Raw genomic sequence first — 26,262 nt, 5'->3', positions numbered from 1 at the left:
GGACCGATTTCCGACGGTGTATCAGTGGGTAATCGACCGCGTGAAACCGGAGCGAGATGAGAACCGAGACCGGGACATCAAGGCGCGCTGGTGGCAGTTTGGTCGAACTAGACCAGAACTACGAGAGTTTACGGCGGGCCTTCGTCGCTATGTGGTTTCTGCAGAAACGTCCAAACATCGACTTTTTCAGTTTCTCGACACGAACATTCTGCCGGACAACAAGCTGGTGGGGATAGGGCTTGAGTCGGCAGATCGGTTAGCAGTTCTTTCTTCCAGCGCGCACCTCATTTGGGCTCTCGCAACTGGCGGCTTGCTTGAGGACCGCCCCGTTTATGTGAAGACGCTGTGCTTCGACACCTTCCCCTTCCCCTTCCCACTCACCCCCTTCCCCCGACTCGCCGAACTCGGCGAACGCCTCGACGCCTTCCGCAAGGAGCGGGTCGCCGCGCATGATTTCCTCACCATGACCGGGCTCTACAATGCGCTAGAGCGGGTGCGTGAGCTGGATGCCGGGATCGGCGAACCGCTGACCCCAGCCGAGCACGGCACCTATGATGCCGGGCAAATCGCGATCCTGAAGGAACTGCACGACGAGATCGATCGCGAGGTGCTGGCAGCTTATGGCTGGAGCGACCTTGGCGACCGGCTGGTGGGCAAGCCCGGCAGCACCACGCCCAGCCCGCACAAGAGCGCGGATCAGGAAGCGGCCGAGGAGGAATTGCTCGTCCGCCTGGTCGCGCTCAATCAGGCGCGCGTGGCGGAAGAGCGCGCCGGGACCGTCCTTTGGCTGCGCCCCGATTTCCAACGCCCGCGCCTGGCCGCCAAGGAGAAGGGCGAGACTCAGATCGAGGCCGATCTGGGCGACGCCGTCAGTGTCGAAGCGGCGAAATGGCCCAGTGACGGGCTCGACCAGATCCGCTCGGTCCGCGATCTGCTCGCCCGCGCCGACGGGCCGATTGCCATCCTCGCGCTCGCCGCCGCCTTTGCCGGTCGCAACACGCCCAAGCGCCGCCAGCGTGTCGAACAAGTGCTGAAAACTCTCGTCGCGACCGGCGCCGCTAGACACGACGAGGCAACGAACGGCTATTATCTGCCGAGATAGGTGACCAACAGGCCCGTTGGCTGCTTCTGTCAGTAGCTGACGTTCGCGGCAGCTGATTCGAACGACCGGCTTTGGTCGAGAGCCGCCCCCAGCAGCCGGGTGAGGCTGACCCAGTGTCGGTCGTTCGGCGCCGGTTGAAGGCGTCTCGAAAGCGGTCGCTCGTTCAGGTGAAACGGTGCGGCAGGAAGTGGGCCGATTGCCGACAGTCCGGTCCTCGGTGCTTCTCCGCGGAAAGCTGCTGTTGAGTTGTCAGCGCAAGAGGTGCGATGATCTGGTCGGGCACACGCCGACGCGTTCCAAATAATCCATTTTGCCGTTCCGGTTTCAGTTTCCATGGCGATTACCCCTGAAACGCACTTATGCTGGTGCTTCGAAAGGGAGGACAAGTTGATCGCCCCGCTCACCCGGAAGAAGAAGGACGGGACGCTGTATACGCGCCCCGACAAAGTCGAGGCGCTCCTCCCCGCCCTTGGCAACCTGTCGCGCGATGGACTGCTCGAGCGGGCCCGGATCCGCAATCGAAAGGATCCTGGCTACGTGCCCAGCGAATGTCTGGTTCATTTCATCCGCGCCAGTCGTTGCGAAAACTCCGACGCTTCGTTCGAGCGCCTCGCCAAGTCTCCTCCGACTGGCGCTCGCCTGGGAGATCCAGGCGAGCGCCCTCGGCGGCCTGCCGCGCGGCGTCAGCACCACACTCGATCAGCTCGAACGCGGGCAGACCACCACGCGCGCGCCGACCGCCGGTCTGCGGCTGGTGCGTGAATGGGCGGGCGAGGCACACGTCGTCCTCGTCAGCGAGGACCGGATCATCCGCTGGAATGGCCGCGAGTGGAACAGCCTCAGCGAGGTCGCGCGCGCGATCACCGGCACACGCTGGTCGGGGCCAGCCTTTTTCGGCCTGAAGAAGAGGGTGGCAGCATGAGCGCGGTGCGAGGGGCGGCCGTGCAGCGAACCGGCCCGGTCCGATGCGCCATCTACACCAGGAAGTCGTCGGACGAGGGCCTGGAGCAAAGCTTCAATAGCCTCGATGCACAGCGCGAGGCTTGCGCCGCCTACATCCTGTCCCAGGCCAGCGAGGGATGGACCGCCCTGCCCGACATCTACGACGATGGCGGCATCTCCGGCGGCACGCTCGAGCGCCCGGCGCTGCAACGCCTCCTCGCTGAGGTCGCAGCGGCCCGCGTCGACATCATTGTCGTCTACAAGGTCGACCGGCTGACCCGCTCGCTGTTCGACTTCGCCAAACTGGTTGAGACGTTCGACAAGGCCGGCACCAGCTTCGTCTCGGTAACGCAGTCGTTCAACACCACCACCAGCATGGGGCGACTGACCCTCAATATGCTGCTGTCGTTCGCACAGTTCGAGCGCGAGGTGACCGCCGAGCGTATCCGCGACAAGATCGCAGCCAGCAAGGCACGCGGCATGTGGATGGGCGGCGTACCGCCGCTTGGCTACAAGCCTGACGGGCGCAGCCTCGCGATCGTCGAGGATCATGCCGCTCTCGTGCGGCACATCTTCGAGCGCTATCTGGCACTCGGCAACGTGCGTCTGCTGCATGACGAGTTGCTGGCAGCGCGCATCCATATCCCCGAGCGTACCACCACGTCCGGCAAGACCATCGGCGGCGGCACCTTCTCGCGCGGCCTGCTCCATGTCATGCTGCGCCGGGTCACGTATGACGGGCAGATCCAGCACTGCGACAAGGTGTTCGTCGGCAACCATCCCGCGATCATCGACCATGACATGTTCGAGCGTGTCCAGGCGATCCTCGCGGCCAACATCCAGGGCAAGCGCACGGGTAAGCGCCAGCCCCGCTTCAGCCTCCTGGCAGGACGCTTGATCGATGAGGCAGGCGAGCCGCTCATCGCCACACACGCCAACAAGGGGAACGCGCGCTACCGCTATTATGTCAGCCGCGCACTCCATCTCGGCACCTCCGACAAGGGCAGCCGCATTCCCGCGCTCGAACTCGAAGCTGCGGTGTGCCAGCGCGCCGCTGAGGCGTTCGGTGACCCGGTTGCACTGGCAGCGACGATCGGCGCAGCACTGACGCCGAAGAGCATGGCCGGGCTCGATGCGGCAGCGAACGACACCATCGAGCGGCTTGGCAAGCGCCATCGGGCAACGGTGCAGGCGCTGGTCGGCGAGGTACGCATGACGGCAAATACGATCGAGATCGACTGTGCAACCATCGGCATCGCCGAGGCTCTCGGCATGGCTGCGGCAGCGGAAGCACCGCCAATGTTCACCCTGATCGCATCCGTCACCTTGACACGTACAGGCCGAGCGATGCGGCTGGTGCAAGATAATGGTGCGGCGCTCGACAGCACGCCCAATGCGGCGACGATCAAGCTGCTGCTGAAGGCGCGACGTTGGTGGCGGGTCATCCGAGCGGGCGAATTGAACGTGACGGAACTTGCAGCGGCGGAGAAGGTCAGCCCCGCCTACGTCACGCGCGTGATGCGTCTGGCCTTCCTTTCACCCCAGATCACCGAGGCGGTGCTGAAGGGCAAGCTGCGCGCGAACGTCGATGCAGCGTCACTCACTCTTGGCGGCAGCCTGCCCGCCTGCTGGCGTGAGCAGGCAACTGCGTTGTTGCCGGCATCACCGGTCAGCTGAGCCGCCGCAACGCAGCATAAACGCTGGCGCCCCGCTGCCGGGCGCTAGCGGCGGTTCATTGCCGCCGTCGCCTTCAAACATTCACAGCTTCGCTCGATCTTCGGATCGCAGCCGCCATCATCTGCACATTCCACTTGCCTGCGGCGGCAAGCAGAGCAATCACGGTCCTGCCCCTCGTGAAAGCCGGGGGGTGGGGCATCGAAACCCTAGTCCAGTGAACTCGGTCACGACTTTGTCGGGGCCGGGTGGCATGCGCGCATGTCCAGCCGGCAACGGTAAAGGCGCATGCGCCTGATCACTGACCAGGTTTCGAACATCCGGCTTCGGCCGTCGCCCCGAGAGGACATAGGCGCGACGAATGAGGCCATCGGCAGCAGCGGCGCGCCCGAACGGGGGTGCTACGATGTCGCTGACCTTCAACCGCTTGCTCGACAGCGCGGGTATCGATTCGGCGCTGGTTCGGCTTCTACGCCATCAACGCGCGCCCTTGAACGGCGCGACTCCCTACACGCTGTGGCGCGACGAGCGTAGCTTGTTCGATGCCTATCAGGCGACCCAGCAGGTGAAGAACCGCGCCCGGTTCACCGCGCCTTATTGGGCAAGCTTCGTCGTCACTCCAAACGGTCAGACGCTGTTCGCGGGGCTGTATGCCGTCGGCGAACCCGGTACGGTGCCGACGTCCTGGCCTTACCCCCTCAGCAAGGCACCCGCTGGCGGTGGCGACGAGGTATATTCGACGCGCCATCTCGATGACCTCGCCGATTATGAGGGCCGTCTTGCGATCGAATGGGGCGCAGGAACCCGCACCTGGGTGCAGCGCGCCGATCAACAGGACAAACCGATCGAGGAACTCACCCGCCGCTTCGCCGAGCCGCCATTCCCCGGGTTCGGCGCGTTCGTCGAACCGTTATCGCGCATCCTCGCGCTACCGTCGAGCTGGACCGAAGCGCTACGCGCCGCGCGCGGCATCTACCTCCTGACCTGCCCTATCACCAAGGAGCTGTACGTCGGCTCGGCAATTGGCAGCGACGGGTTTCTAGGCCGCTGGCATCACTATGCGGTCGACGGTCACGGCGGCAACGTCATGCTGCGCTCGCGCGAGCGCAGCGACTATCAGGTTTCGATCCTTGAGGTTGCCGGATCGCTCGACAGCGACGCCGACGTCCTCGCCCTCGAGAGCAGGTGGAAGGGCAAGCTGCAAAGCCGCGCGATGGGGCTCAACGCCAATTGAAGCGCGACCGTAAGATTGGCACGATCTTCTCCGATCCTTCAGTTGCCGACAACTATTTCCTAGGTCCGCCCGGCTTTAATTCGATAGCGGAGTTCAATCGCGCACCTCTATTGCCATATGGGGGTCCCAACGTTCTCCCGGAGCAGGCTCGCGCGGCAGTCCCAGCTTCTCGCGATAGTCGCCGAACGCTTCGATCGCCCAATCGGCATACTGCCATCTCCCATTCCTCTCGATCTCGATCCCATTTTTTCGCAAATGTGCCGCGATCTCGAGAACGCGCGTCAGCGAAGAAGTTAGTTGCCGACGCCGCGCCAAATCTTCCTTATCTTTCAATAACTCATCCGCGGTCTTTGGCGGCGGCCCCATGCGGCGCCTCGCCCGCCGCTCGTCCTGCATGTTCTTCATCGCTCGGGGATCACCTGCGATCGCCTTCTGCATCGCGACGATATTTGCGGCAGCCTCGGCGGTCATGGTCAGCTTCTCGCCATTCAAGACGACTGTGGTCATCTGCGATGTGGCAAACTCGAACGGATCGGGCGCTTCAGCCTTTGGCTTGCCTTTGGGTCCCCACGGGTTGCGGACCTCGCCCGGCTTGATCTGGCCGTGCTTCGGCGGCCGAGCATAGCCCATAGTATAGTCGCTGGTCGGCCACTTCTTCGGTCGGCTCGGATCAGCTGGCGTCTTGCGCGTTGTCATGGTCGTTTACCTTGATTGAAGTTGGGAAGGGAAGCGGCCACAGCCGCCCCCCTGAGGTCATCGGTTGCCACTCACCTCGACGGCGATCTCGTCGAACGTGCGCCCGCTGGCCTGATGGACCGCCTGCTCGCCGGTCCATGCCTGCCAACGGCGGATGGCGAGATCGACGTAGAGGGGGTCGAGCTCGACCGCGTGGCACACGCGCCCAACCTTCTCGGCCGCAATCAGCGTCGTGCCCGAGCCAAGAAAGGCATCGAGGACGATGTCGCCGCGGCGGGTGCAATCGAGGATCGCGTCGGCGACCAGCCGCACCGGCTTCGGTGTCGGATGGTGCTTGAGCATGTCGCCTTCGTCGCTGCCGGTGCTGGCGGTCTTCGCCGACGGGTAGCTCCAGGTGTTCGACCGGTTGCGGCCGTGTCTCCCCAGCTCGACGTTGTTGCGAAACCGGCCCTTGCCGACCTTGAAGATCAACACGAGTTCGTGCTGCGACCGAAGAAAGCTGCCCTGACCCGGCCGGTCCTTCACCCAGACAGCGAGGTTAATGAGCGGACCGAGCAGGGGCACCGCGGCTTCCAGCAGCAGGTGCAGGCTGCGCCAGTCGATCACCAGCTCGACCACCGCCCCCGCCTTGACATGCGGCAGCATCGCCTTGATGAACGAGGTGAAGAACATCGCCAGCTCGTTGGGCGACATCTCGCACGAGCCCATCACGAACTCGCGATGCCTTCCCTCGCGGGACACGAACCCGTTGATCGCGCAACCAAACGGAGGATCCGTAAAGACGAGTGCCGCCGCTCCTATGCCGGTCATCAGCGTCCCGAACGTCGCCGGGCTGGTCGAGTCCCCGCAGATGATGCGGTGCTTGCCAAGCTGCCAGACATCGCCGACCCGGCTGATCGCGACGGGATCAAGCGCAAGCCCCTCTTCGGGCTCCTCCGAGTCGGCGGCGACCTCTTCGAGCATCAGATCGATCGCGCCGACCTCAAACCCGATATGCTCCGGCTCGTAGCCGGCGATCTCCGCCTCGAAATTTAGATGAAGCTGCGCGAGAAGGCTACGGTCGAACTCGCCCAGTTGCCCCAGCCGCTCATAGCCGACGGTCAGCGCCTGCAGCTCAACCTCCCTCAGATCATCGAGCCAGATCACCGGCACCTGCTCGATGCCAAGCTCCCGCGCCGCCTGTAGGATCACGGCACCGATCCGCACCGTGGAGGTCGCCCGATCGGCGAGCATCGGCGGCATGACTTGGTGGGCGCCGACGATCTTTCGGGCCACCTTCTCGTCGAGCCGGCTACGCCGACGCGGGTTGTTCGGGTCGAGCTTCAGCGACACGGTCGGCACCAGCTCGACCTGCATGCCGTTGTGAACACGGGGCGTCGTTTCGCCGCTACTGGAATGCTTTTGCCGGCGAGCCGGCCTGGTCGTCATGGTCATCGATCGACTCCATCAGGGTGGAGCCGATCCATTGGGCATGAAAATTGGGGCCAAAAAAGCCCCTATTTGTCGTCTTGCAGCAGATCCGCAACTAGTCGATCGATCGTCTCGCATGCCGCGTCGGCTAACGGACTCGCCATATCAATAGGAAAGTCCGGATCGCGCAGTCCGATCGCCTCTTGCGCTTTACTGAAGCGTCGCCGCAGCGCTTCGCCGCGAAGCGGATACACACGACGCAGTTCAAGGCCCATATAGCGCCGGCCCGCCTTCTTATGGGTCATCGGGCCGTAATATGCGGTGCTGCGGAGCTTTGCGAACGCGCGGACTGACAACTTCTTATTCCGCCCCCGCCGGCGGCCCGTCTCGACATAAAGAATCAGGTGCAGCGCATCCTCGATCATCGGACGACCCGGGCCAACCATCGTTCCCTCGACACCATGCATAAGGACACCCCTCGATAGCGGTCAGTGGATCGTCCATTACCAGACTTGATCAATTTTTGCACCTGCCTGATCGGAGCCGATGTCGCGACAGTAGCGATTTATACGGGCTCTCATTCCCATCTAGGATGAGCGCGTTCTCGGTGTTCTCTCGCAAATAACACCACTTGCGCCGGCATCGCTCCTGGCACCAAGATAAAATTCCCGTGCAAATTCCTTTTGCATGGGAAAGGGCTAGCGCTCCCGACGAGGCAACGCCGCCGCTGGCTTCTCATCGACGAAACGGTACTGCCAAAATCGCGGCGGAGAATGTCGAGGAGAAATCCCCTATCATGGGAGCAGCATCGCTTCTCCGCGGTACCGTAATCAGCCGCAGGCACGCCAAAATGCGCAGGAAAACCGAAGTTTTCCCATCCTTCTCAACTACTAAGGGCTAGGTGGCGGAGACGGAGGGATTCGAACCCTCGATACGGTTTCCCGTATGACGCTTTAGCAAAGCGTTGGTTTCAGCCACTCACCCACGTCTCCGGCTGCGGCAGAGGGGCGCTATAGCGAGGCTGGCGCGCGCGATCAACCGCATGTGGTGCATTGCCGACACGCGGGCGGGCGTGAAAACGACGCGGCTCGGCGAGCGTTCATTGCACCGCAATGCAAAGCTTGGTTAACTCGCCGGCACAAGGGCGGGGATCGGCGTATGCGTATCGAATGGCTGGGAATGGGTGCCGCGCTGACCATCGCGATGGCGGGAGCGGGAGCGGGAGCTGCACAGGTCCGCACGATCGATCCCAATCAAGCGATCGATGGCGATCTGGGCGGAAGCGCGCGCGGCGCCGCGCCCTCTCCCCGCGTGCAGCCGCAAACGCCAGACGACTATGATGCGCCCCAATCCGCGCCGATGCGGCAGACCGCCCCGACCGAGCCCGCTCCGGTGCCACGGAACGGAGAAACCGCGCAGGAGGCACGCGCCGACGCCACCACGCATGCCGCCGACACCTATCAGCGCGACGATCTGCTGAGTGCCGGCGAGGGCGTGTTCGGTAAAGGGGCCGCGGGGCTGGCGGGGCTGCTCGAAAAGATCCTGAAGGATCAAGGCCAGCCCAACGCGTATATCGCGGGGCACGAGGCCTCGGGCGCCTTCATCGTCGGCCTGCGTTATGGATCGGGGATCATGACGCACAAGATCGAGGGCCAACAGCCGGTCTTCTGGACCGGTCCCTCGATTGGCTTCGACGCGGGCGGCGACGCGAACAAGGTGTTCGTGCTCGTCTACAATCTCTACGATACCGAGGATCTCTATCACCGCTTCCCGGCGGCCGAAGGCCGGCTTTATGCGATCGGCGGCTTTTCGGCGACCTATCTGCGGCGCGGCAAGGTAGTACTCATTCCCATCCGGTTGGGCGTGGGTTGGCGCGCGGGCGTCAATGTCGGCTATATGAACATCACGCACAAGACCCGCTGGTTGCCGTTCTAGTGGTTATGCTCGCCGCCGAAGCCGCGGCGCGAACGGTGCGTCAGCGTGCGGCCAGTGCCTGATCGATCCGGCGCACCAGGTCTCCGATCGCGGGCGGCTGATAGGGTTTGGATATGATGCCGCCGCCACGCGCGAGTTTGGCGCGAAGGGTTCCAAGCGTGCGTTCCGGCGAAGCCATGACCGATCCTTTCGTTCGGATCGGGCGTAGGATCGGGCCGCCTAACGCAATGTAAAGAACCCGGTTCGGCGGATTATCCGAAGTCGACTGCCTCGAATCGGATGGGTTCGCCCATCGCCGCATCGCCGAGCGCGTCCTCCCACATGGCGACCTGACCGCGCACGATCGTGCCGATCGGCTTGCCGGTCAGGGTCATGCCGGTGAACGGGGACCAGCCGCTGCGCGAGGCGAGCCAATCCTCGGTCACCGTCCAGTTTTTCTTTCGGTCGACGATCGAGAAATCGGCATCATAGCCGACTGCGATCCGGCCCTTGCCGACGATCCCGAATATCCGCTGAGCACCGGCGCTGGTGAGTTCGATCAAGCGCTGAAGCGTCATGCGCCCATGCGCGACATGATCGAGCAGCAGCGGCAGCAGCGTCTGCACGCCGGGCATGCCGCTGGGAGAATCGGGATAGGGCTTGGCCTTTTCCTCCAGCGTATGCGGCGCGTGATCGGAGCCGATGACGTCGGGCACGCCCTGATTCAGCCAATGCCACAGCCCGTCGCGATGCGCGCCCGAGCGGATCGGCGGGTTCATCTGGGCGAGCGTGCCGAGCCGCGGATAGGCCTCCTCGCCCGCCAGCGTCAGATGCTGCGGCGTCACCTCGCAACTGGCGATATCCTTGTTCTCGCCGAGCAGCGCGAGCTCGGCCGGCGTGGTGACATGGAGCACATGGATCCGTCGCCGCGCCGCGCGCGCTAGGCCGAGGATGCGGCGCGTGGCGATCAGCGCGCTCTCGTCGTCGCGCCAGACCGGATGGGAGGCGGGGTCGCCGGGGATGCGCTCGCCCGCGCGCGCCTGCATCCGCGCCTCGTCCTCGGCGTGGATCGCGACGCGGCGATGGCCTGAGGCGAGCACCGCGGCGAGGCGCGAATCCTCCGACACGAGCAGGTCGCCCGTGGAGGCGCCCATGAAGATCTTGACGCCCGCGGTGCCGGGCAACCGTTCCAGCTCGGCCAGATCCGCGGCATTATGGTTGGTGGCGCCCACATAGAAGGCATGATCGCACCACATCCGGTTGCGGGCGCGGGCCAGCTTGTCGGCGATGGCATCCGCGCTGTCGGTGTTGGGCTTGGTGTTGGGCATCTCGAATATCGCGGTAACGCCGCCCATCACCGCCGCGCGCGCGCCGCTTTCCAGATCCTCCTTGTGGACGAGGCCGGGCTCGCGGAAATGCACCTGCGTGTCGATCACGCCGGGGAGGATATCGAGCCCCGTGCAGTCGATCGTGCGCCCCGCATCGCCGGATGCGCCGATCGCGACGATCCGACCACCCCGGACGCCGATATCGGCCTTCACCGGGCCGCCGGGCAGATGGACCGTGCCGCCGCTGAGCTTGAGATCGTAGGTCACGTGCGCCCTTTCGTCGATGCCGCACGCCTCCTACCTTGAGCCGATGGACGACACCACCCCAGGGACGATGCTCGCAGACCGCGCGGTGCTGCGGCTTTCGGGCGAAGATGTGCGCGGCTTTCTGCAGGGGCTCGTGACGAACGATCTGAACGCCTTGGCGAGCGATGCGCCACTATGGGCGGGGCTGCTGAGTCCGCAGGGCAAGGCGCTGTTCGATTTCGTGCTCTGGGCCGATGCCGCGGACGTGCTGATCGATTGCGAAGCGGAGCAGGCGCAAGCGCTTGCCCGGCGGCTCGCAATGTATCGCTTGCGGCGTGCGATCGCGATCGATCCCGATCCGCGGCGTGTGCACTGGTCGGCGACCGAACCGCGGGGACCGCAGGATCCGCGCCTGGCGACGCTCGGGTGGCGCTGGCTGGACGGGGAGGCCGCTCCAGCCGCGGGGTGGCGGGCACGCCGACTGGCGCTGGGAATATGCGAGGGCGTGGGCGAGCTCGGATCCGGCGAAACGCTCTGGCTCGAATGCAACGCACGCGAGCTGAACGGGGTGAGCTTCGGCAAGGGCTGCTATGTCGGGCAGGAAAATACCGCGCGCATGCACCACCGGGCGAAAGTGAATCGGCGCCTCGTCGTCGCGCCGCTGGCCGAGGCCGGCGAGCGGACCAGGGCGATCTATCCCGATCTCGGACTGATGGTGGAGCATCGCCGCGTCGAGGCGCTGGGCGACGCACTGCGGCCCCACTGGCTGGTCGAGGCGATCGCCGCCGGCGAATAAACCGGAAGTGTTGCCGCCGACGGAACCATAATCTCCGGCCGATGCGCGATCCGGCGACCGGGTATCTCTCGCGTTCGCGTCCTGAGGCTGAGGCTAAGGCAAAAGAAAAGGGAGGCCGGCATGAGCCGACCTCCCCGATCTCGTCCCACAAGGGGTCTGGGTTTAGTTGCCCGAACCCGGCCCGTAGGTGACTTCCACGCGACGGTTCTGGACCTCGCGAACACCGTCCGCCGTCTGAACGCGGAGGTGGGCGGGATCCTCGCCGAAGGCGCGGGTCGTCACGACCGCATCCGGGATGGCATGCGACGTCATGTACGCCTTCACCGCGTCGGCACGACGCTGCGAGAGACCCACATTGTACTTCGCCGTACCCGAGGTGTCGGTGAAGCCGGCCAGCATGACCTGCGCATTGCCGCAGCTCTGATACTGGGTGACGGCGTTGTCGAGGATCGACGCGGCCTCGGGGGTGATGTCCGACTTGTTCCACTCGAAGAACACGATGAACGGACCCGGCGAGCAGACCACAGGCTCCGGTGCCGGAGGCGGCGGGGGAGGCGGCGGCGGGGGCGGCGGCGGCGGGGGCGGCGGGGGCGGCGGTGCGGCCGGCTCGCCGAAGTTGTACGTCACGCCACCCAGGATGCTGTGCGAGACGAAGTGCGCGTTCGCACCACGGTTCGACACGTCAACCAGATGATCGTTCAGCGTGCGGAAGTAGCGATACTTGAGCGTCGCATCGATGTGGCTGGTCAGCGGCGCACGCACGCCGGCTAGGCCCTGATAGGCGAACACCGTGTCCGAGTCGTCGAGGAAGCGGCCATAACGGTTCAGGCCGTAGCTCGACTTGACGCGAGCGACACCGGCACCACCGCCGACGAAGCCCTGAATGCCGTCATCCGGACCGAAGTCCAGCAAGCCGTTCAGCATGAAGCTGAGCGCCGAGTCATAGCCGCCGGCATAGTTGTACGTGCCAGCAGCCGAATTCACGCGCGCACCAGTCGCCGTGAACGTCGGCGTGGTCAGCGACGACGTGTAGCCGTTGACGCCGGCACGACGATAGCCAACCTCGGTTTCGATGCGGATCGGACCGAAGTCGTAACCGATCGTACCATCGACATCATAGCCATAATGGTGATCGACCTTGGCGCCATTGACAACGCCCCCCAGGTCGTAGTGCATATCTTCCACGATCATACCGCCGCCTTCGGCGCCGACGTACCACGACTTGTCGCGGGCGAAGGCGGGCGTGGCGAGTGCGGTGGAGGCGAGTGCCAGAATTACGGCAAGCTTCCGCATCATATTCCCCTTTCCATGAGTGTCACTACGGACAGCGCAAACTCACTATCCGAACCATAGTTGCCGCGCAAGCGAACAAAAACTCGAGTGTTGCCCAAATACAACGGAACCATTTCGCCGGAATTGTTAACCCGCGATCAACCCGTGACTCCGAAGTGTCTGCAGGATCACGGAAATCGTGGTACGCGCCTCGACATCGACGGACGCACCGCCGATGGGCGCCGCGATGGGCGCCTGCTGGGGGCCCACCACCGGCACGCCACCGACGACAAGGCGCGTCGCGGTGACCCGTCCGGCGACCCACGCTCCCGCGATGAATCGCAGGACCAGCGCATCGGCCACGCTCCACACTGCCATGCCCTCGAACGGCGCGACGAAGCGCCACCCGCCCACCGTCCAGCCCGCGACCGCGCGGCCCTGCCCCGTCCACGCGCCGGTCGGCGAATCGCCCACGATCCAGGCCTGGCCGTCCGCCGGCGCAACCGGCGGCGTGCTCAGGCCCGACGCGAGCACGCTGGCCTGCACCGCGAGGTCGAGCCGGGCGAGCGCCTCGTTGTGCGTCACCTCCTTCTGCGCCTGCCCGGATTCGAGCAAAGGCAGCGCCAGGCGTGCGGTGATGTCGGTCATGCATGTCCTCCTGTCGATGAAGCGATGGTGATGCCGGCCGGCAGCGATTCGGCGACCGTACCGCGCTGGCGTACCGCGGCCGTTATCGGACCGGCGGCCCGGTCGGCCGCAGCGATGGTGACGAGGGGTTCCGTCGTCTCGATCGTGCGGGTGCTGCCGTCGCCCAGCGTAAGGGCGACGCGATACCGCTCGGCCTCTTCGCCCAGAGGCGCATCGACGCCGTCGATCCAGCGCCACCCTGCCCGGCTCCGCCGCGTCCAGCGCAGCGTCGCATCGCCCGATCCGTCGGTCGCGACGGCGAGATGGACCGGTGCCGGCGGCCGGATCGATGCGCCCGTCAGGGCGAAGGCGGATTCCACCGGGCCCTTCGTATCGCCGACCCCTGATGCGAGCACGCGCACGCGCTGCCCGAGCGCGGACAGCGGCAGATCGAGCGTGCGCACCGTGTCCGCTTCGACCAGCACGAACCGCGCGCCCGCCGCCTGCGCGCCCATCGCAGCCTCGGTTCCCCGCCGCCCGCGCAGCAGCCGCGAGAGGCGCCAGCCTGTGCCCCCCAGCGGCTCCGCCCGCCCGAACTGGACCAGCTCGTCGCCGATCAACGCGAGATTCCGGCCGCGATCCAGCGCCGCATCGTCGGCATCGCCCAGCACCAGATCCGCATGCGCGAGCCGGACCACCACGGCGCTGCGCAGATCATAGAACGCCGCGGAAGCGGCGGGATCGGGCGGCACCTCGATCGTGCCCAGGATCGCGGGCGACGCGGTCGCCCCGGCCGCCGCCCAGCTCGCACCGTCGTCCAGGCTGTAGAGCAGCGCCGCCCGGCGCCACCCCGCGCCCGCGCCCGTCGCCGCCACCGCGATCCGCGGCGCCGTGAGCAGCGTATCGTCGAGCGCCGGCATCTCGAACGCCTGAAGCCATGTCGCGCCGATCGTCAGATCGGGCGTGGCCAGCGCCCGACCGCTCGTTGCGGGCGCGGAGAGCGATGCGGGCGCCAGCGCGACGAGATCGAGCGTCACTACCATCGCCTCGAGCCGCGCCTTCGTCACGCGCCAAACGCCCGGTTCGCCGCGGATCGTCACGCATGCCCCGGGTCCGATCGCGAGCGCGTCGATCGCGGCGGCGACGCTGCGGGTGGTCCGCCCGGTTTCGGCGCGGGCGAGCATGGCCGTGGCGATCGACTTCGCCGTGCCCGCTGCGATCGCCGCCGGCACCTCGATCCGCGATTCCGACACCCCGGCACCGGGTCGCCGTGCCCGCTGAAGACCGATCTGATAATCGCGTGCCGGATCATAATGCGACACGGCGATGGCGGCGGGAATGCCGCTGGCCGCCGCCATGCTGCGCGCGCGCCGAATGCCCTTCGCATCTGCAGCAAAGCCACAATCGGCGATCGCCACGGGGTTCGTCGCCGAATCGCGCATCACGACCGCACGCCCCTGAGGCGAAAACCACGCGCCCCCGACATCGCCCAGCGTCTCGAGCACGGCGCGCACGCTGCCGCCCGATGCCGCGAAGCCGTCGAGCATCAGCGCCGCGTCCACCGTCACCTCGGGCGCGAGCGCCTGCGCGATCGCACCGATCGCCCGCGGTCCGTCGTCGGCGGTCACCTCGAAGGTGAGCGAGGGAATGCGGTTGCCGTAATCGGCCAAAGCCAGACCCTCGAACACCGCATAGGCGCAGCCGCGGTGCGCGGGCGTGAGGCCGCCTTCGGCCGAGGCGATCAGCGGATCGACCGGCTGATCCTCGCCGCCCGTGTGAAGCCGGAACCCGGTGGATGCCTTGAAGTCGCCAGCGCTCCCGCGCAGCAGGTTGCCGTCGGCCCAGATCCGCCCGACGCTCCGGATTGGCCGACCCGACAGCAGCACCGCGAACGAGGCGGAATAGCTGTAGGTCGTGACGCTCGGCTGCCCCTTGCCGGCGCTGCCGGTGGCGCGCGATTCGATCAGGTCGGTCGACCAGATGACCGTGCCCGCCACGCGCATCGTGCCGAAGATCCACGGGATCTGCGTGCCGTAGGAGGAGGTCTGTACCGACAATTCGGTCAGCCGCGGCCCCTCGCGGCCCTTGGGCGCGAGCAACGCCCGGTCCGCGAAGCCGCCCAGCAACCCGCCGATCGCCGCCCCCACCGGACCACCGATCGCGCCGCCCACCGCGGTCAACACCAGCGTCGCCATCCTGCGTCTCCCTTCATGTCGCCCATGCGGCCAGCAGCGGCCATGGCGGCTCGCCCGGCCGCATCACCACGCGCCGCAGCCCGGCATCGGCATGGACGAACCCGCCGGCCACCCGCACCGCGAGATGCAGTTGCCCCGGACCCGTCGTCGTCAGCACGATGTCGCCCGGCGCATCGGCCGCCGCCCGCGCCAGCACCGCATCGATCCGCGCGATCACCGAAGCCGGATCGCCGCCGCGCAGCGCATAGCCGCTCGGCACCACCACCCTATGGCCGCCACCCTGCAGCGCGAGCGCCACCACCCCGACGCAATCGAGCCCACCCGCCGCATCGCGCCCGTGGAGCCGGAACGGCGCACCGACCAGAGCGCGCGCCGCCGCTGCCACCGCGCTCATCCGCCCGGATAACGCGTGAGCAGGTCGATGCCGGGCAGATAGAGCTCGCCGCGAAAATTGGCCGCGTTGCCGAACCGGGCGGCACAGGTCGCGATGCTCTTGTCGCACCCCTCCACCAATTCGACGAGCGTGTCCGGTTCCCCCGCGAACGCCGGGGGCATGCGCAGCGTGACGGTGGCGCCGTCGGATCGCGCCACCGCGCCCTCCAGCCCGCCATTGGCGCCGCCGAACCAGCGCAGCCGCCCGCCCGCACAAGCACCCGGCGTCGGCTCGGCCGTGTCGAGCGTCACCACCTGTCCGTCCACCGCGATCACGCGCGCGAAGCGGCGGCGGCCGGCCAGCGCCACGCGGCAGCGCCGGTCGCCCAGTTCGGCGCGGCACTCGGCCGAGGTCTGCTCGACCACCGGGCGTTCCAGCGCCGCGGTCGCGCCCGCCAGTTCGGCGGTGAACGCAGCGTCGCGGATCTCGACCGCCCCGATCGTGCCTTCCCCCAGATCGACCCGGCCGCTGCCGTCGGTCCAATCGATCGCGAACAGCGTCACCCGCGCGCCGTCGAAGCGGCCGGCGAGCAGATCGGCCTCGGTGATCGCATCGCTCGTCAAGGCGCCGCTCGCATCCATCGTCGCCGCCTCCAGCCCGTCGGTGCGGACGATCGCGGACGGCGTCATGCCCGGCGCCGCGCGATGGACCAGCCCGTCCACCACGAGATCGCGGTCGTGGCCCGTCAGCCCGATCGTCACGCCGTCGCGCCGCTCGATCCGCCAGCACCAGGCGAGGGTGACGAGCGCGCTCATGCCTCGCGCACTTCGATCAGCGGCACCTGCGCGGCGTTGCCCGCCAGGAAGGTCGCGCGCGTCACGCTCAGCCGATCCTCGGCGAAGCGCACCGGCACGTCGAAGGCGAAGCTCGCGCTCACCGCCGCGCCGGCCGCGGGGGCGACGTCCAGTTCGACCCAGCCGCCGTCCGTCACCGCGAAGGCCTGGGTGGCGCGGCCATCGATCGCCACGATCACGCTGCCCGCCACCGGCCGCGTGATCCGCCGCACCATGTCGCCATAATGTTTGGCCAGCGCGAAGCGGCGCTGCTGCCCGTCGCCCGTGCCGATCGGGACGGCCACCGCGTCGCTGTCGAACGGGTCGCGCAGCCGAAAGCCGCGCGCCGGCCCCATCCGCGCCCGGAAAAAGCCGAGCAACACCGCGATGTCCGCCTCCGACCGGATGCCGGGGCCGACATCATAGGCGGTGCGCGCCTCCGCCCAGGCGGCGCTGCGTTGCTCCGCGCCGCCCGCGCTCGTCACGATGCTGGTGGAAAAGCCGGGCGTTACCTCCGCCTCGCGCCCCATCGCCAGCGGGAAGGCGATGTCGTCGAAATCCTGCATGGCTTGCTCCTGCGTATCGAAATGGACGAAGCCGTCGCGCACCACCTGCGGCAGCGCCCAGAGAAAGGTCGCCGCGACGCCGCGCGCGCGCGCCGTCTCCGCCGCCGCATCGATCGCCGACCATTCGGCCGACTGATCGGATCGGAGCACGAAGCCCGAGAGATAATGCTGCCGCGCAGGCGGATAGCCGAGCCGCGCTTCGGCCAGCGCGACACCGCGCGCGGTGGAAGCCGCGTCGCCGGCCGCCGCCCAATCATAATCCTCGAGCTGCAGCACGTCGAACGCGGGCGAGGCCCATCCGACCGGCATGTTCGCGCGCTTGGCCTCCGGCGCCGCGGTCGACAGGACGGTCGGCAGATAGGTCAGCAGATGCGTGACGCATCCGGGGGCCGCGGCCCGCGCCGCCGCGCACAGCGCCGCGGTGGACGCCGCGAGGCACGCACCCGCGCGGTCGAGCGTCGCAATCTGGTCGGCGCTCAGCGCCCCGGACAGCGTCGGGATCGCGACCGGCGCGAACGCCGCCACCGCGCTCGCATCATAGAGGCAGGGCCGCCCGTCGGGCATCGTCCACCACCAGGGCTCGCCCACCTGGAACCGCGGCACCAGCCCCGCCGCCGTCGCGATACCCATGAGCGCCTGCGCCACGTAACGCAGATACGCCATCGCGCCGTCGTGCGCGGGCGACAGCAGCGTCGATGGCGGCACCCAGCCGGTCTGCGCCGGGATGCCGTCCGACGCGCGCTGCTTCCAGTCGTTCCAGCAATGCGCGTCGAACAGCTCGTAGCTGACCGACCAGATGATGCCGAACCCCAGCGCCTGCGCCCGCGCCGCGAAATCGCGGTGCCAGGCGGCGCACGCCACGTTCAGCGTGCCGCCGGCCAGGCTGACATAATAGCCGCCATACAGCGCATCGAGCCGGAAATAATGGCTCATGCCGACATAATGGACGATGCTGCCGCGATAGCCGAGATGCAGCGCCGCGCGCAGCAGCCGCGCCGGCGTGATGTTGTAGCTGTCGTCATAGCCGCTCGCGATGCCGAACCCGTGTTCGGGCACCACCACCGCGCCGATCGCCAGCACCGCGCCCGGCCCCTCGCAGGCGATGCCGGTCAGCTCCACCCAGGCTTCCGACGCCGCGGCGAGTGCCGCGTCCTTGGCGGTATAGCCGGGCGGCACCAGCGAGACGAACATCCGGTCGATATCGCCCGCCCACACCGGATCGGCTTCGCCCGGCAGGAGGAACCCGCCGTCGAGCGCCGCGAAATCGATCGCGATCGCGGCATCCTCGGCATGGCCGACCGCATAGTTCCACAACCGCACATACCAGGCGCGCGGCGCGCCCGCCGCATCGCGCCCCTCGATCGTCAGCACCGGGCCGTTGACCGCGTCGAGCGGCATCACGCCCGCCGAGCGCCAGTGGAAACGCAGCCGGCATCCGGTGAAATCGCGCGCCGTCTCATAGGCGAGCAGCGGATGATCGAACCGGTCCTCCGCCTCCCAGATCAGCCCGGCGAGATCGTCCGCCTTGTAGAACACGGCATCCACCCGTAGCGCGTCCGCGGCGATGCTGGTAACGGCGGCCATCATGGGCCGCGGAAAATTCACCGTCCAGAAGCGCGGATCGAACCGCGTGACGACATCCTGCGCCTGCACCGTCGGCGCGGCGGCGAGCCAATGTCCCATGGCGAATCTCCTTATCGTCCACGCGGCAGGGCGCGCAGCTTTCGTGGGGTGCGAGGCGGATGGTCGGGGCGGTGGATGCGGTTACGATCGCGCAGCCGATGAACCTATTGCCGATAGCGAACATGGCATTGCCCGCGCTATGAAGCGTCGATGCTTTACATCGTGGGAGGTTGTAGCCGAAGCGGCAAGTCGATCTTGGCGGAGCGCATGTGCGCTCGCCATGGCATTCCCTGGTTCACGTTAGACGCCTTAAAAATGGGTCTTTACCTCGGCACGCCTGCGCTCGGTGTGCTTCCCGGCGCCGATGATCTTGCCACCGCAGATCAAATGTGGCCGATCATTGAACCCATTCTCGATCATGCCATCTTCGATCGACGGGACTATCTCGTCGAAGGGGTGAACCTTCGTCCGCACACGATCGCTCGGTTCATTCAGGAAACTGAACAATCTGTGAGGGCCTGCTTCCTCGGCTATCCGGATATTGGAATTGATGACAAAGCCGTTCTAGTCGCGGAGCACATCGGGCCACCGACCGACTGGCTCCATCGTACCGGGATCGAGAACGTCCGCCTATACCTAAATGTCAGCCAGCAGCTAAGTCGCCAGTTACGCCGTGATTGCTCGATATTGGATATTCCGTTCGTGGACACGGGAGCCGATTTCTGGGCGGGTATCGAGGCGGCCGAAAACGTCCTTATCAATTAACGCGCGCCTCATTCCGCCAGCGCCGCCTTCACCGCGCGCGCCACCTGGCGGCTCGATTGCGCGAGCGCCGTGGGCGCGGTCGCGGCGTTCGCGTTCACCGTGATCGCCACGCGCACGTCGCGCGTGCCGCCACCGGGCGCGGCGCCCGTCTCGATCCGCCCGCTTGCGGTGGGCACGAACAGTTCGGGGCCGCGCTCCCCCACGACATAGGCGGCGCCGGGCGCCACCGGGCCACCGGTCGCGCGGCCCGGCAGGCCGATCAGGCCCGCGAGGATCGACCCCAGCCCAGCCCCGGCCCCGCCGCTCGTCCCGCCGCCCAGGGCGGCGCGCAGCGAGGCGGCGGCGATCTGCTCCAGGGCCTTCAGCGCCACCGTCTTCAGCTCCTCGAAACCCAGCTTGCCGCTCGTCGCCGCGCGGATCAGGCTGGTTTCGATCGTGCGGCCGGCGCGGTCCGCGCCTGCCCCCAGGCCGGTCTCGAGTTCGGTGCGCATCGCCGCCACCTCGCGCAGGAACGCCGCGCTGTCGGCATGGACCGGGATCGTCACCGGTGCGATCGGATCATCCATCGGGAAAGGCCTCCTTCAATTGTGCCAGCATCGCCGCGTCGGGCGGGGCGGCGGCCGCGCCACCGCCCGCCCCGGCCAGCGCATTCACCACGCTCGCCAGTTCGGCGGGCGTCGCCGCCCAGAACCGGTCCGGGCTCCAGCCGAGCGCCGCCCCCGCCATGCCGGCCAGCCGCCCGGCACTCTGCGCGAACGTCACGGCCGAGCCAGATCCTGGCCGCTCAAAATCTGCCCGAGCAGCGCCCGCAGGATCGGCGTCGCCGCGGCGAGCCCACCCTGGACGATCGCCTCGCCCAGCGCCTCGCGGGTCACATGGGCGGGCGCATCGCGCAGGCAGTGCCAGAGCAGCGCCACCGTCTCGGCGATGCCGATCCGCCCTTCCGCCGCGCGCTCGACCAGCGTGAAGAGCGGGCCAAGCTCCTGCTCGGCGGCCACCAGCGCGGCGAAGCTCGGTCGAAGCGTCAGCTCGGTGCCGTTCACACGCAGCGCGGTCTCGCCGCGCACGGGATTGGCCGGCCGGGCGCCGGTCTGCGCGCTCATGCCGCCACCACCGGGCCGGAGCTTTCGAGCGCGAGCGTATAGGAGCGCTCGCCGTTGAAATCGCCCGCATAGTCGAGCCGCGAGACAAGGAACCGCCCGGTCATCGTCTCGCCGCTTTCGAAGCTCAGCCGGTAATCGTCGAGCACGCCGCCGAGCGCACTGCCCTTGATCCGTGCCTCCGCCGCCGATCCGGTGAACACGCCCGCGCCGGCCACGCTGACGCTGCGCACTCCGGCGCCCGACAGCAGCTCGCGCCACCCGCCCGATCCCTTGTTGGTCACCACCACCGTCTCGCCGTTCACCGACAATTGCGTGGTGCGCAGCCCCGCCACCGTCGCGAAATTCGGCGGCGCGGCGCCGTCGCCCACCTTCAGCAGGAACGCACTGCCCTTTTCCACGGCCATCATTCTTCTCCCTTCAGGATAAACGGTAGAGGCGGACGAGAAACTCGCTCGCCGCGCCCCATCGGTCGGCGCCGCTGCGCGCGATGCGGCTCTTCACCAGGCGGAACTGGACGATCCGCCAGCCCTCGCCGATCTCGGGTCTGGTGGCGCAGGCGGCGTCCTCGGCGGTGGAGACGAGCTGGCGCAGCCGCACCGGCCGCTCGCCCGCATCGGTCAGCGCGACGACGACGCGCCCCTCGAAGCCCGACCAGCTCTTGGTGCTCCAATCGGCCAGCACGGGTTCGTCCACCACCGCATAGGGCACGCCGCCCCGCACCGGCGGCGCATCGAAGACGCGCGCACCGGGCAGCGCCGGCTTCAGCGCGGCGACGACGGCCGCCTGCAACAGGATGCGCGCGCTCATGCCGCGCGCTGCCCGCCGAGGTGCATGCGCCGGTACGGCCGCCACAGCGCGGCGATCGCGGCGGGCGGCGCACCATCGCCGTCGCGCCGCTCGAACAGATGCGCCGCCAGCATCGCGACGCCCTGCGCGATCGGTGCGGGCAGCGCGTCCCAGTCCGCCGCCAGCCCGGCGCGATAGGCGACCGCCACCCGCCCCGCGGCGCCGGGCGCGAGCACGCGGACCCAGCCGGTGCCGTCGCCCGCGATGTCATAGCCATAATCCTGGACGGGCAGCACGAACGGCGCGCCGTCCGCCGGCAGGCCGGTGATGCCGTCGATCGCGACGACGGGCGCCTGCGCCAGCCGTTGCCACCCGCTGCCCGCGGACAACAGGTCCTCGCTTGCGCGGATCACGCAGGGGCTGCCGAGAAACGCCTCGGCCAGCGCGAGCGCGCTCGCCGCCAGCGTGGTGAGCAGCGCGTCCTCGTCGCCCCCCTGCAGGCGAAGATACGCGCCCGCCGCCGCTGCCGCCCGCGCGACGACGGCCGGCGGGATCGCCGATTGCGTCATGGTGATTCTCCTCGAAGCCGAGCAAGGGGCGAGCCGCGGCTGCGCACCCGCCCCGGCCGGTCAGTTGGCGGCGAACATCATCAGCTTGATCGCTTCCGAATTGGCGACGCACCCGCCGATCCGCTTGGTCGCGTAGAAATTGACGAACGGCTTGTTCGAATAGGGATCGCGCAGGATCGCGGTCTCCGCGCGTTCGGCGATCAGATAGCCCGCCTGGAAATTGCCGAACGCGATCGACAGGCTGCCCGCGGCGATGTCGGGCATGTCCTCGGCCTCCACCACCGGATAGCCGAGCAGCGTGGCGGGCACGCCCACCGCGAGGCTCGGCGCCCACACGAACGCGCCGTCGCTCGTCTTGAACTTGCGGATGCGCGACAGCGTGGCGGCGTTCATCACGAAGGCGGCGCCCTGACGATAGGGTGCGCGCAGGCTCTGCACGAGGTCGATCAGCCGCTCCTGCGGCGCCGCGCCGAAATCGCCTGCCGCGCCGCTGGGCAGGTATTGCAGCGTGCCGAACGGCCGCGCCTTGTCGGGCGTGGACGCGGTCGGCGACTGGAGGAAGCCCTTGGGCCGGTTCACCCCCGAACCGTTGACGAACGCCGCCCCCTCGGCGCGCGCGAATTCGGTCGCGATCTCGTCGGCGAGCCACTGCTCGACGTCGAAGGCGGCATCGTCGAGCATCGCCTGGCTCGCGGCCGGATTGGCGTAAAGCTCGCCCATCGGCGGCGCGATCTCGGCGAAGACGGGCGTGGCGGTGCCGTTCCGCGCGTCCACCTCGCTGGCCCAGCCGGACGGCGTGCCGCCCGTCGTCACCAGCTTGCGATAGCCCGCCGTCCCCACCTTCACCACATTGGCGAGCGCGCGGATCGGCGAGATCGCGGTCAGCGTGCGGTCGATCACCGCATCGATCTCGCGCGGCACCGCATAGCCGCCGGCATCGCCCGTCACCCCGGTGAACGCCTTCATCTCGAGCGTGGCGCCCTGCCGCACATAGCCTGCAAAGGCGCCGTCGGGCTTCGTCCCGCCCTCGAGCACCGGGCGCGCCACCGCGGCGCCGCCGATATCCATCGTCGTCGTGTCCATGACATTCTCCTCGTGTGAAACCTATCCGTCGATCCGGTCGACCCGGGCGCGCGGCTGCATCGGCACCGCCACCAGACTCACCTCGACCAGATCGACCCGATGCAATTCGCGGTGCGCGCCCTGGTGGACGCGGCGCGGGCGGTAACCGACCGACAGCCCGGCCACCGCGCCGCTGCGCACCAGCCGCGCCGCCTCGGGATCGTCGATCACCCCCGCCACGCGCAGCCCGTGCGCATCCTCCTGCGTGGTGACGTGCCCCACCGGGCGCCCGCGATGCTGCCACAGCAGCGGCACGGTGGCGGGGCCGCCGAACGCGCCTGGCCGCGTCACGTCGCCCGCGCGATCGACCCGGTCGAACAGCGCGGCATAGCCCGCAAAGGCCATGCTCATTTGACCAGTTCGCCCAGGCCCAGCTTGACCGCCAGCAGCGCGAGCAACGCCGCGCAAAGCCAGCCCACCACCGCCTTCCACGCCGAACGCTTGGCATCGCGCCACGCCGCCAGCAGCTCGCGCAATTCGGCCATGTCGCGTTCGGCGCCCTCGTCGGCCAAGCCCAGCCGGGTGAGCGCGCGCGTCGCGCCCAGTTCGCCCGCCTCCTCCGCGATCGCGCGCAGCGTCAGCAGATCGGTGCCGCCCGCCTGCCCCTGCGCGATGAGCTGCGCCAGCACCGCGCCGCTCATGCGACACCCAGGCGCTGGCGCTTCTCGGCGTCGGTCAGGAAGGTCGCCGCGCCGATGCTCGCCCAGAGCCGCTGGCGATCGTCGGCCAGCACCGGCACCTGATCGAGATCGACCGACAGCGCCGCGCCGGCGAACCAGCCGCGCAGCCCCTGCGCGATGCCGGTGAGGATCGTGCCCGCCAGTGGCAGCACCGACAGCCGCCACAGCGCGCGGTTCGCCTCCTTGTAATTGGCATAGGTGGAATCGCCCGGCAGCCCGAGCAGCATCGGCGGCACCCCGAAGGCGAGCGCGATATCGCGCGCCGCCGCGGCCTTGGTGCCGGCGAAATCCATGTCGGCGGGCGACAGCGACAGCGCCTGCCATTTGAGACCACCTTCCAGCAGCATCGGCCGCCCGGCATTGGCCGCGCCCGAAAAGCCCGCTTCCATCTCCGCCTTCAGCCGCGCGAACTGGTCCGGCGATAGCGCGGAGCCGTCGCCCGGATCATAGACCAGCGCGCCGCTCGGCCGCGCCGCATTGTCGAGCAGCGCCGCGTTCCAGCGCGCCGCGGCATTGTGCACCGCGATCCCCGCCGCCGCCGCACCCAGGCAGCCAAGGCCATAATGGTCGTCGAGCGGGTTGAAGCTGCGCAGGTGGATCACCTGCGGACGCTCCGGCCCCGCATTCAGCCGCACCACGTTCGCGCCCACCGCATAGCGATAGGCGGCGGGCCAGCCCCCCGCGTCGGGCTCGACCACCACCCGCTCGGGGCGCAGCGCATAGAGTTCGGCGACGCGCCCCTCGGCATCGTTCAGCACCTGGATATAGGCGTTGCCGTGCAGCAGCAGATGCGCCGCCACGTCGCCCATCAGCGCCTGCCCGCCCGACCGCGCGGTCACCAGCGCGGCCAGCGCGGGATCGGAGGCGGTGAGCGGCGCGTCGGCTACCGCATCCGCCACCAGCCGCACCGCGCGACGCGCGATCGGGTTGCGGCCATAGCCCTCGCGCAGCTGCGCCTCATAGGATTGCGGCCAGCCGCCGGCGGTCGCCCAGCTTCCCCCCGCCCCGCCCGATGTCGACAGCGCCGGGCGCGCGCCGTCGCGCGGCGTCTTCCAGCCGAAGATCTTCATGATGATTCTCCTAAAGATTCGCCCCGCCCGCGGGGCGGGGGCCGAAGCGGCTCAGCCGATCGGGCGCACCGTCGCGGCGACGCGCCGTTCCAGCATCAGCGCGGTCATCGCCCAGACCAGCGCGTCGGCACGGTCGGGCGACCGGCCGGGCCCGGCATAGACGCCGCCCGGCACCAGCCCGCACAATTCGTCCTCCAGCCGGGGAAAGACGCCGACATGGCGGACGCGGTCGTTGTCGTAGAGCATCGCCACCGGCTCGGCCCGCGCCACCTTGCCGTGCGCGGCATGGACGAGCTTCAGCGGCAGCGTGCCGTCGGCCGCGTGCAGGACGCTGCGCACCATCGCGCCGCCCTGATTGGCCTCGGCCACCACCCGGTCCGCACCGTGCCGCGCGGCGCACGCCGCCACCGCGCGCGCCCACCCTTCGGGGGCGAGCCCCTCCACGCTCGCGTCGTCCAGCACATAGGCGCGCGAATCGTCGCACAGCGCCACCGCGACGATCCCGCAGGCATCGCCGCCGATCCCCGCGGGCGGATCCACCGCCACCACGACGCGCCGCACGGGCGGGTGGACGCGCACGCGCCACCCCTCCAGCCGCGCGCGCGTCCACAGCGCATCGGCCACGTCGTCGATCAGTTCGCCATCGAGTTCCTGCCGCCCCAGCCGCGTGCCGGCATAGGCCCGCATCGCGTCGCGAAACGCCTGCGGCAGATGCGGATTGTCGTCCGTCCGTCCGCGCGTCTCGACCATCCCGCGTTCCACCATCACGCGACGCATCAGGTTGGTGGGCCGCGGCGTCGTCGTCACCACGATGCGCGGTTGGTCGCCCAGCCGCATGCCCATCACCAGATTGTCCCACGCGATGTCGCCGTATCGCCATTTGGCGAGCTCGTCGCACCAGGCGGCGTGATGCTGCGGCCCGCGCAGCGCCTCGGGCGATCCGGCCGAATAGACGAAGCCGATCGCACCCGAGGCGAACCGCAGCTCGCCCGCCGTCGGGCGCCACCGCGGCGCCTCGCCCGCATGCGCCACGCTCACCAGCCCGCTCTCGCCTTCCACCATCACGCGCTGCACGTCCTCGCGCGTGCCGCCGACCAGCGCGATCCGCCCCTCGGGATGATCGCGCGCGAACTGGCTGATCCATTCGGCGCCCGCACGCGTCTTGCCGAAACCCCGCCCGGCGCGGATGAGCCAGACCCGCCAGTCGCCGGGAGGTGCGCGCTGGCCGTCGAGCGCCCAGGCATCCCAATGTTCGAGCAGGCGGCCGACCTGCGCCGCGTTCAACCCCTTCATCGCCGCGGCGCGTTCCATCGGCCCCATCGCCGCGAGCTGCGCG

The 26,262-nt window shown here is 68.4% G+C and carries 29 protein-coding genes and 1 tRNA gene; 7 read left to right on the top strand and 23 right to left on the bottom strand.

All coding sequences use genetic code 11. The annotated features are described in order from the left end of the window. From OXQ95_RS02695 to OXQ95_RS02680, 4 genes are all read left to right on the top strand, one after another. Nucleotides 1–1,102 (top strand): type IIL restriction-modification enzyme MmeI (locus OXQ95_RS02695; RefSeq protein ID WP_346731951.1); only part of this gene is annotated, 1,102 nt, incomplete at its 5' end. Nucleotides 1,103–1,571: 469 nt separating this feature from the next. Continuing rightward, complete coding sequence (locus OXQ95_RS02690; RefSeq protein ID WP_267379183.1) at nucleotides 1,572–2,024, top strand: DUF2924 domain-containing protein; 453 nt, start codon at nucleotides 1,572–1,574, stop codon at nucleotides 2,022–2,024. Beyond that, on the top strand, nucleotides 2,021–3,721 hold the full coding sequence (locus OXQ95_RS02685; protein WP_267379180.1) for a recombinase family protein: 1,701 nt from the start codon (nucleotides 2,021–2,023) through the stop codon (nucleotides 3,719–3,721). Before OXQ95_RS02690 ends, OXQ95_RS02685 begins: the two co-directional genes overlap by 4 nt. A 403-nt stretch (nucleotides 3,722–4,124) precedes the next feature. After that, nucleotides 4,125–4,952, top strand: coding sequence for a GIY-YIG nuclease family protein (locus tag OXQ95_RS02680; RefSeq protein WP_267379177.1), 828 nt, complete (start codon nucleotides 4,125–4,127; stop codon nucleotides 4,950–4,952). 93 nt (nucleotides 4,953–5,045) lie between these two features. On the opposite strand, the gene OXQ95_RS02675 is transcribed toward OXQ95_RS02680, so the two are convergent. The 4 genes from OXQ95_RS02675 to OXQ95_RS02660 all read right to left on the bottom strand — a co-directional run bounded on the left by OXQ95_RS02675 (nucleotide 5,046) and on the right by OXQ95_RS02660 (nucleotide 8,050). Next, the gene (locus OXQ95_RS02675; RefSeq protein ID WP_267379174.1) at nucleotides 5,046–5,648 is read right to left on the bottom strand and encodes a hypothetical protein; all 603 of its coding nucleotides are present in this window, start codon (nucleotides 5,646–5,648) and stop codon (nucleotides 5,046–5,048) included. 57 nt (nucleotides 5,649–5,705) lie between these two features. Then, nucleotides 5,706–7,082, bottom strand: a complete 1,377-nt coding sequence (locus tag OXQ95_RS02670; protein WP_267379171.1) for a DNA methyltransferase — start codon at nucleotides 7,080–7,082, stop codon at nucleotides 5,706–5,708. A 62-nt stretch (nucleotides 7,083–7,144) separates the two neighbouring features. After that, entirely contained in the window at nucleotides 7,145–7,483 is a 339-nt protein-coding gene (locus tag OXQ95_RS02665; protein ID WP_267379168.1) for a hypothetical protein, read from the bottom strand. 477 nt (nucleotides 7,484–7,960) lie between these two features. Beyond that, nucleotides 7,961–8,050, bottom strand: a tRNA-Ser gene (locus OXQ95_RS02660). Nucleotides 8,051–8,237: 187 nt separating this feature from the next. Here OXQ95_RS02660 and OXQ95_RS02655 point away from each other — a divergent pair. Then, complete coding sequence (locus OXQ95_RS02655; RefSeq protein WP_267379291.1) at nucleotides 8,238–8,993, top strand: DUF1134 domain-containing protein; 756 nt, start codon at nucleotides 8,238–8,240, stop codon at nucleotides 8,991–8,993. Between the two features lie 40 nt (nucleotides 8,994–9,033). On the opposite strand, the gene OXQ95_RS02650 is transcribed toward OXQ95_RS02655, so the two are convergent. Both OXQ95_RS02650 and OXQ95_RS02645 read right to left on the bottom strand, forming a co-directional pair. Beyond that, complete coding sequence (locus tag OXQ95_RS02650) at nucleotides 9,034–9,171, bottom strand: hypothetical protein (RefSeq protein WP_242098497.1); 138 nt, start codon at nucleotides 9,169–9,171, stop codon at nucleotides 9,034–9,036. Nucleotides 9,172–9,244: 73 nt separating this feature from the next. After that, nucleotides 9,245–10,567, bottom strand: a complete 1,323-nt coding sequence (locus OXQ95_RS02645) for a dihydroorotase (protein WP_267379165.1) — start codon at nucleotides 10,565–10,567, stop codon at nucleotides 9,245–9,247. 43 nt (nucleotides 10,568–10,610) lie between these two features. On the opposite strand from OXQ95_RS02645, the gene OXQ95_RS02640 reads away from it, so the two are divergent. Beyond that, nucleotides 10,611–11,342 (top strand): folate-binding protein, encoded by a 732-nt coding sequence (locus OXQ95_RS02640; protein WP_267379162.1) that lies wholly within the window; start codon nucleotides 10,611–10,613, stop codon nucleotides 11,340–11,342. Nucleotides 11,343–11,504: 162 nt separating this feature from the next. Here the strand turns inward: OXQ95_RS02640 and OXQ95_RS02635 are convergent, their stop codons facing one another. From OXQ95_RS02635 to OXQ95_RS02610, 6 genes are all read right to left on the bottom strand, one after another. Continuing rightward, nucleotides 11,505–12,635, bottom strand: coding sequence for an OmpA family protein (locus OXQ95_RS02635; protein ID WP_242098500.1), 1,131 nt, complete (start codon nucleotides 12,633–12,635; stop codon nucleotides 11,505–11,507). Between the two features lie 126 nt (nucleotides 12,636–12,761). Next, entirely contained in the window at nucleotides 12,762–13,262 is a 501-nt protein-coding gene (locus OXQ95_RS02630) for a DUF2793 domain-containing protein (protein WP_267379153.1), read from the bottom strand. Next, complete coding sequence (locus tag OXQ95_RS02625) at nucleotides 13,259–15,436, bottom strand: phage tail protein (protein WP_267379151.1); 2,178 nt, start codon at nucleotides 15,434–15,436, stop codon at nucleotides 13,259–13,261. Before OXQ95_RS02625 ends, OXQ95_RS02630 begins: the two co-directional genes overlap by 4 nt. Before the next feature lie 13 nt (nucleotides 15,437–15,449). Next, nucleotides 15,450–15,830 (bottom strand): peptidoglycan endopeptidase, encoded by a 381-nt coding sequence (locus OXQ95_RS02620; RefSeq protein WP_242098503.1) that lies wholly within the window; start codon nucleotides 15,828–15,830, stop codon nucleotides 15,450–15,452. After that, complete coding sequence (locus OXQ95_RS02615) at nucleotides 15,827–16,624, bottom strand: DUF2163 domain-containing protein (protein WP_267379147.1); 798 nt, start codon at nucleotides 16,622–16,624, stop codon at nucleotides 15,827–15,829. Before OXQ95_RS02615 ends, OXQ95_RS02620 begins: the two co-directional genes overlap by 4 nt. Beyond that, nucleotides 16,621–18,891, bottom strand: coding sequence for a DUF2460 domain-containing protein (locus tag OXQ95_RS02610; RefSeq protein ID WP_267379144.1), 2,271 nt, complete (start codon nucleotides 18,889–18,891; stop codon nucleotides 16,621–16,623). Before OXQ95_RS02610 ends, OXQ95_RS02615 begins: the two co-directional genes overlap by 4 nt. Nucleotides 18,892–19,041: 150 nt before the next feature. Between OXQ95_RS02610 and OXQ95_RS02605 the strand changes: the two genes are divergently transcribed. Next, a complete protein-coding gene (locus OXQ95_RS02605; RefSeq protein WP_267379141.1) occupies nucleotides 19,042–19,596 on the top strand; it encodes a hypothetical protein in 555 nt (184 codons plus the stop codon). Between the two features lie 8 nt (nucleotides 19,597–19,604). Here the strand turns inward: OXQ95_RS02605 and OXQ95_RS02600 are convergent, their stop codons facing one another. From OXQ95_RS02600 to OXQ95_RS02550, 11 genes are read right to left on the bottom strand one after another with little or no spacing between them, the layout of a single operon-like run. Further along, nucleotides 19,605–20,162: a tail tape measure protein gene (locus OXQ95_RS02600; RefSeq protein WP_267379138.1), complete on the bottom strand. Its 558-nt coding sequence runs from the start codon at nucleotides 20,160–20,162 to the stop codon at nucleotides 19,605–19,607. After that, on the bottom strand, nucleotides 20,155–20,358 hold the full coding sequence (locus OXQ95_RS02595; RefSeq protein ID WP_267379135.1) for a phage tail assembly chaperone: 204 nt from the start codon (nucleotides 20,356–20,358) through the stop codon (nucleotides 20,155–20,157). The genes OXQ95_RS02600 and OXQ95_RS02595 overlap by 8 nt, the downstream gene beginning before the upstream one ends. Beyond that, complete coding sequence (locus tag OXQ95_RS02590) at nucleotides 20,355–20,699, bottom strand: gene transfer agent family protein (protein ID WP_267379132.1); 345 nt, start codon at nucleotides 20,697–20,699, stop codon at nucleotides 20,355–20,357. Before OXQ95_RS02590 ends, OXQ95_RS02595 begins: the two co-directional genes overlap by 4 nt. Further along, a complete protein-coding gene (locus tag OXQ95_RS02585) occupies nucleotides 20,696–21,103 on the bottom strand; it encodes a phage major tail protein, TP901-1 family (protein ID WP_267379129.1) in 408 nt (135 codons plus the stop codon). Before OXQ95_RS02585 ends, OXQ95_RS02590 begins: the two co-directional genes overlap by 4 nt. A 13-nt stretch (nucleotides 21,104–21,116) precedes the next feature. After that, on the bottom strand, nucleotides 21,117–21,506 hold the full coding sequence (locus OXQ95_RS02580; RefSeq protein WP_267379126.1) for a DUF3168 domain-containing protein: 390 nt from the start codon (nucleotides 21,504–21,506) through the stop codon (nucleotides 21,117–21,119). After that, entirely contained in the window at nucleotides 21,503–22,054 is a 552-nt protein-coding gene (locus OXQ95_RS02575) for a hypothetical protein (protein WP_267379124.1), read from the bottom strand. Before OXQ95_RS02575 ends, OXQ95_RS02580 begins: the two co-directional genes overlap by 4 nt. A gap of 60 nt (nucleotides 22,055–22,114) precedes the next feature. Further along, complete coding sequence (locus tag OXQ95_RS02570; protein ID WP_267379122.1) at nucleotides 22,115–23,137, bottom strand: phage major capsid protein; 1,023 nt, start codon at nucleotides 23,135–23,137, stop codon at nucleotides 22,115–22,117. A gap of 21 nt (nucleotides 23,138–23,158) precedes the next feature. Next, nucleotides 23,159–23,527, bottom strand: a complete 369-nt coding sequence (locus OXQ95_RS02565; RefSeq protein ID WP_242098514.1) for an HK97 family phage prohead protease — start codon at nucleotides 23,525–23,527, stop codon at nucleotides 23,159–23,161. Next, complete coding sequence (locus tag OXQ95_RS02560) at nucleotides 23,524–23,817, bottom strand: DUF6127 family protein (protein ID WP_267379116.1); 294 nt, start codon at nucleotides 23,815–23,817, stop codon at nucleotides 23,524–23,526. The genes OXQ95_RS02565 and OXQ95_RS02560 overlap by 4 nt, the downstream gene beginning before the upstream one ends. Further along, nucleotides 23,814–24,926, bottom strand: a complete 1,113-nt coding sequence (locus OXQ95_RS02555) for a phage portal protein (RefSeq protein ID WP_267379113.1) — start codon at nucleotides 24,924–24,926, stop codon at nucleotides 23,814–23,816. The genes OXQ95_RS02560 and OXQ95_RS02555 overlap by 4 nt, the downstream gene beginning before the upstream one ends. A 51-nt stretch (nucleotides 24,927–24,977) precedes the next feature. Next, a complete protein-coding gene (locus OXQ95_RS02550) occupies nucleotides 24,978–26,219 on the bottom strand; it encodes a terminase family protein (protein ID WP_267379289.1) in 1,242 nt (413 codons plus the stop codon). Nucleotides 26,220–26,262: the final 43 nt, after the last annotated feature.

Source organism: Sphingomonas sp. GC_Shp_6 (assembly GCF_026540835.1).
In the GTDB taxonomy this organism is placed as follows: domain Bacteria; phylum Pseudomonadota; class Alphaproteobacteria; order Sphingomonadales; family Sphingomonadaceae; genus Sphingomonas.
Note: the sequence above shows the minus strand (reverse complement) of the source record. Positions and strands in the feature narration are given on the sequence as shown.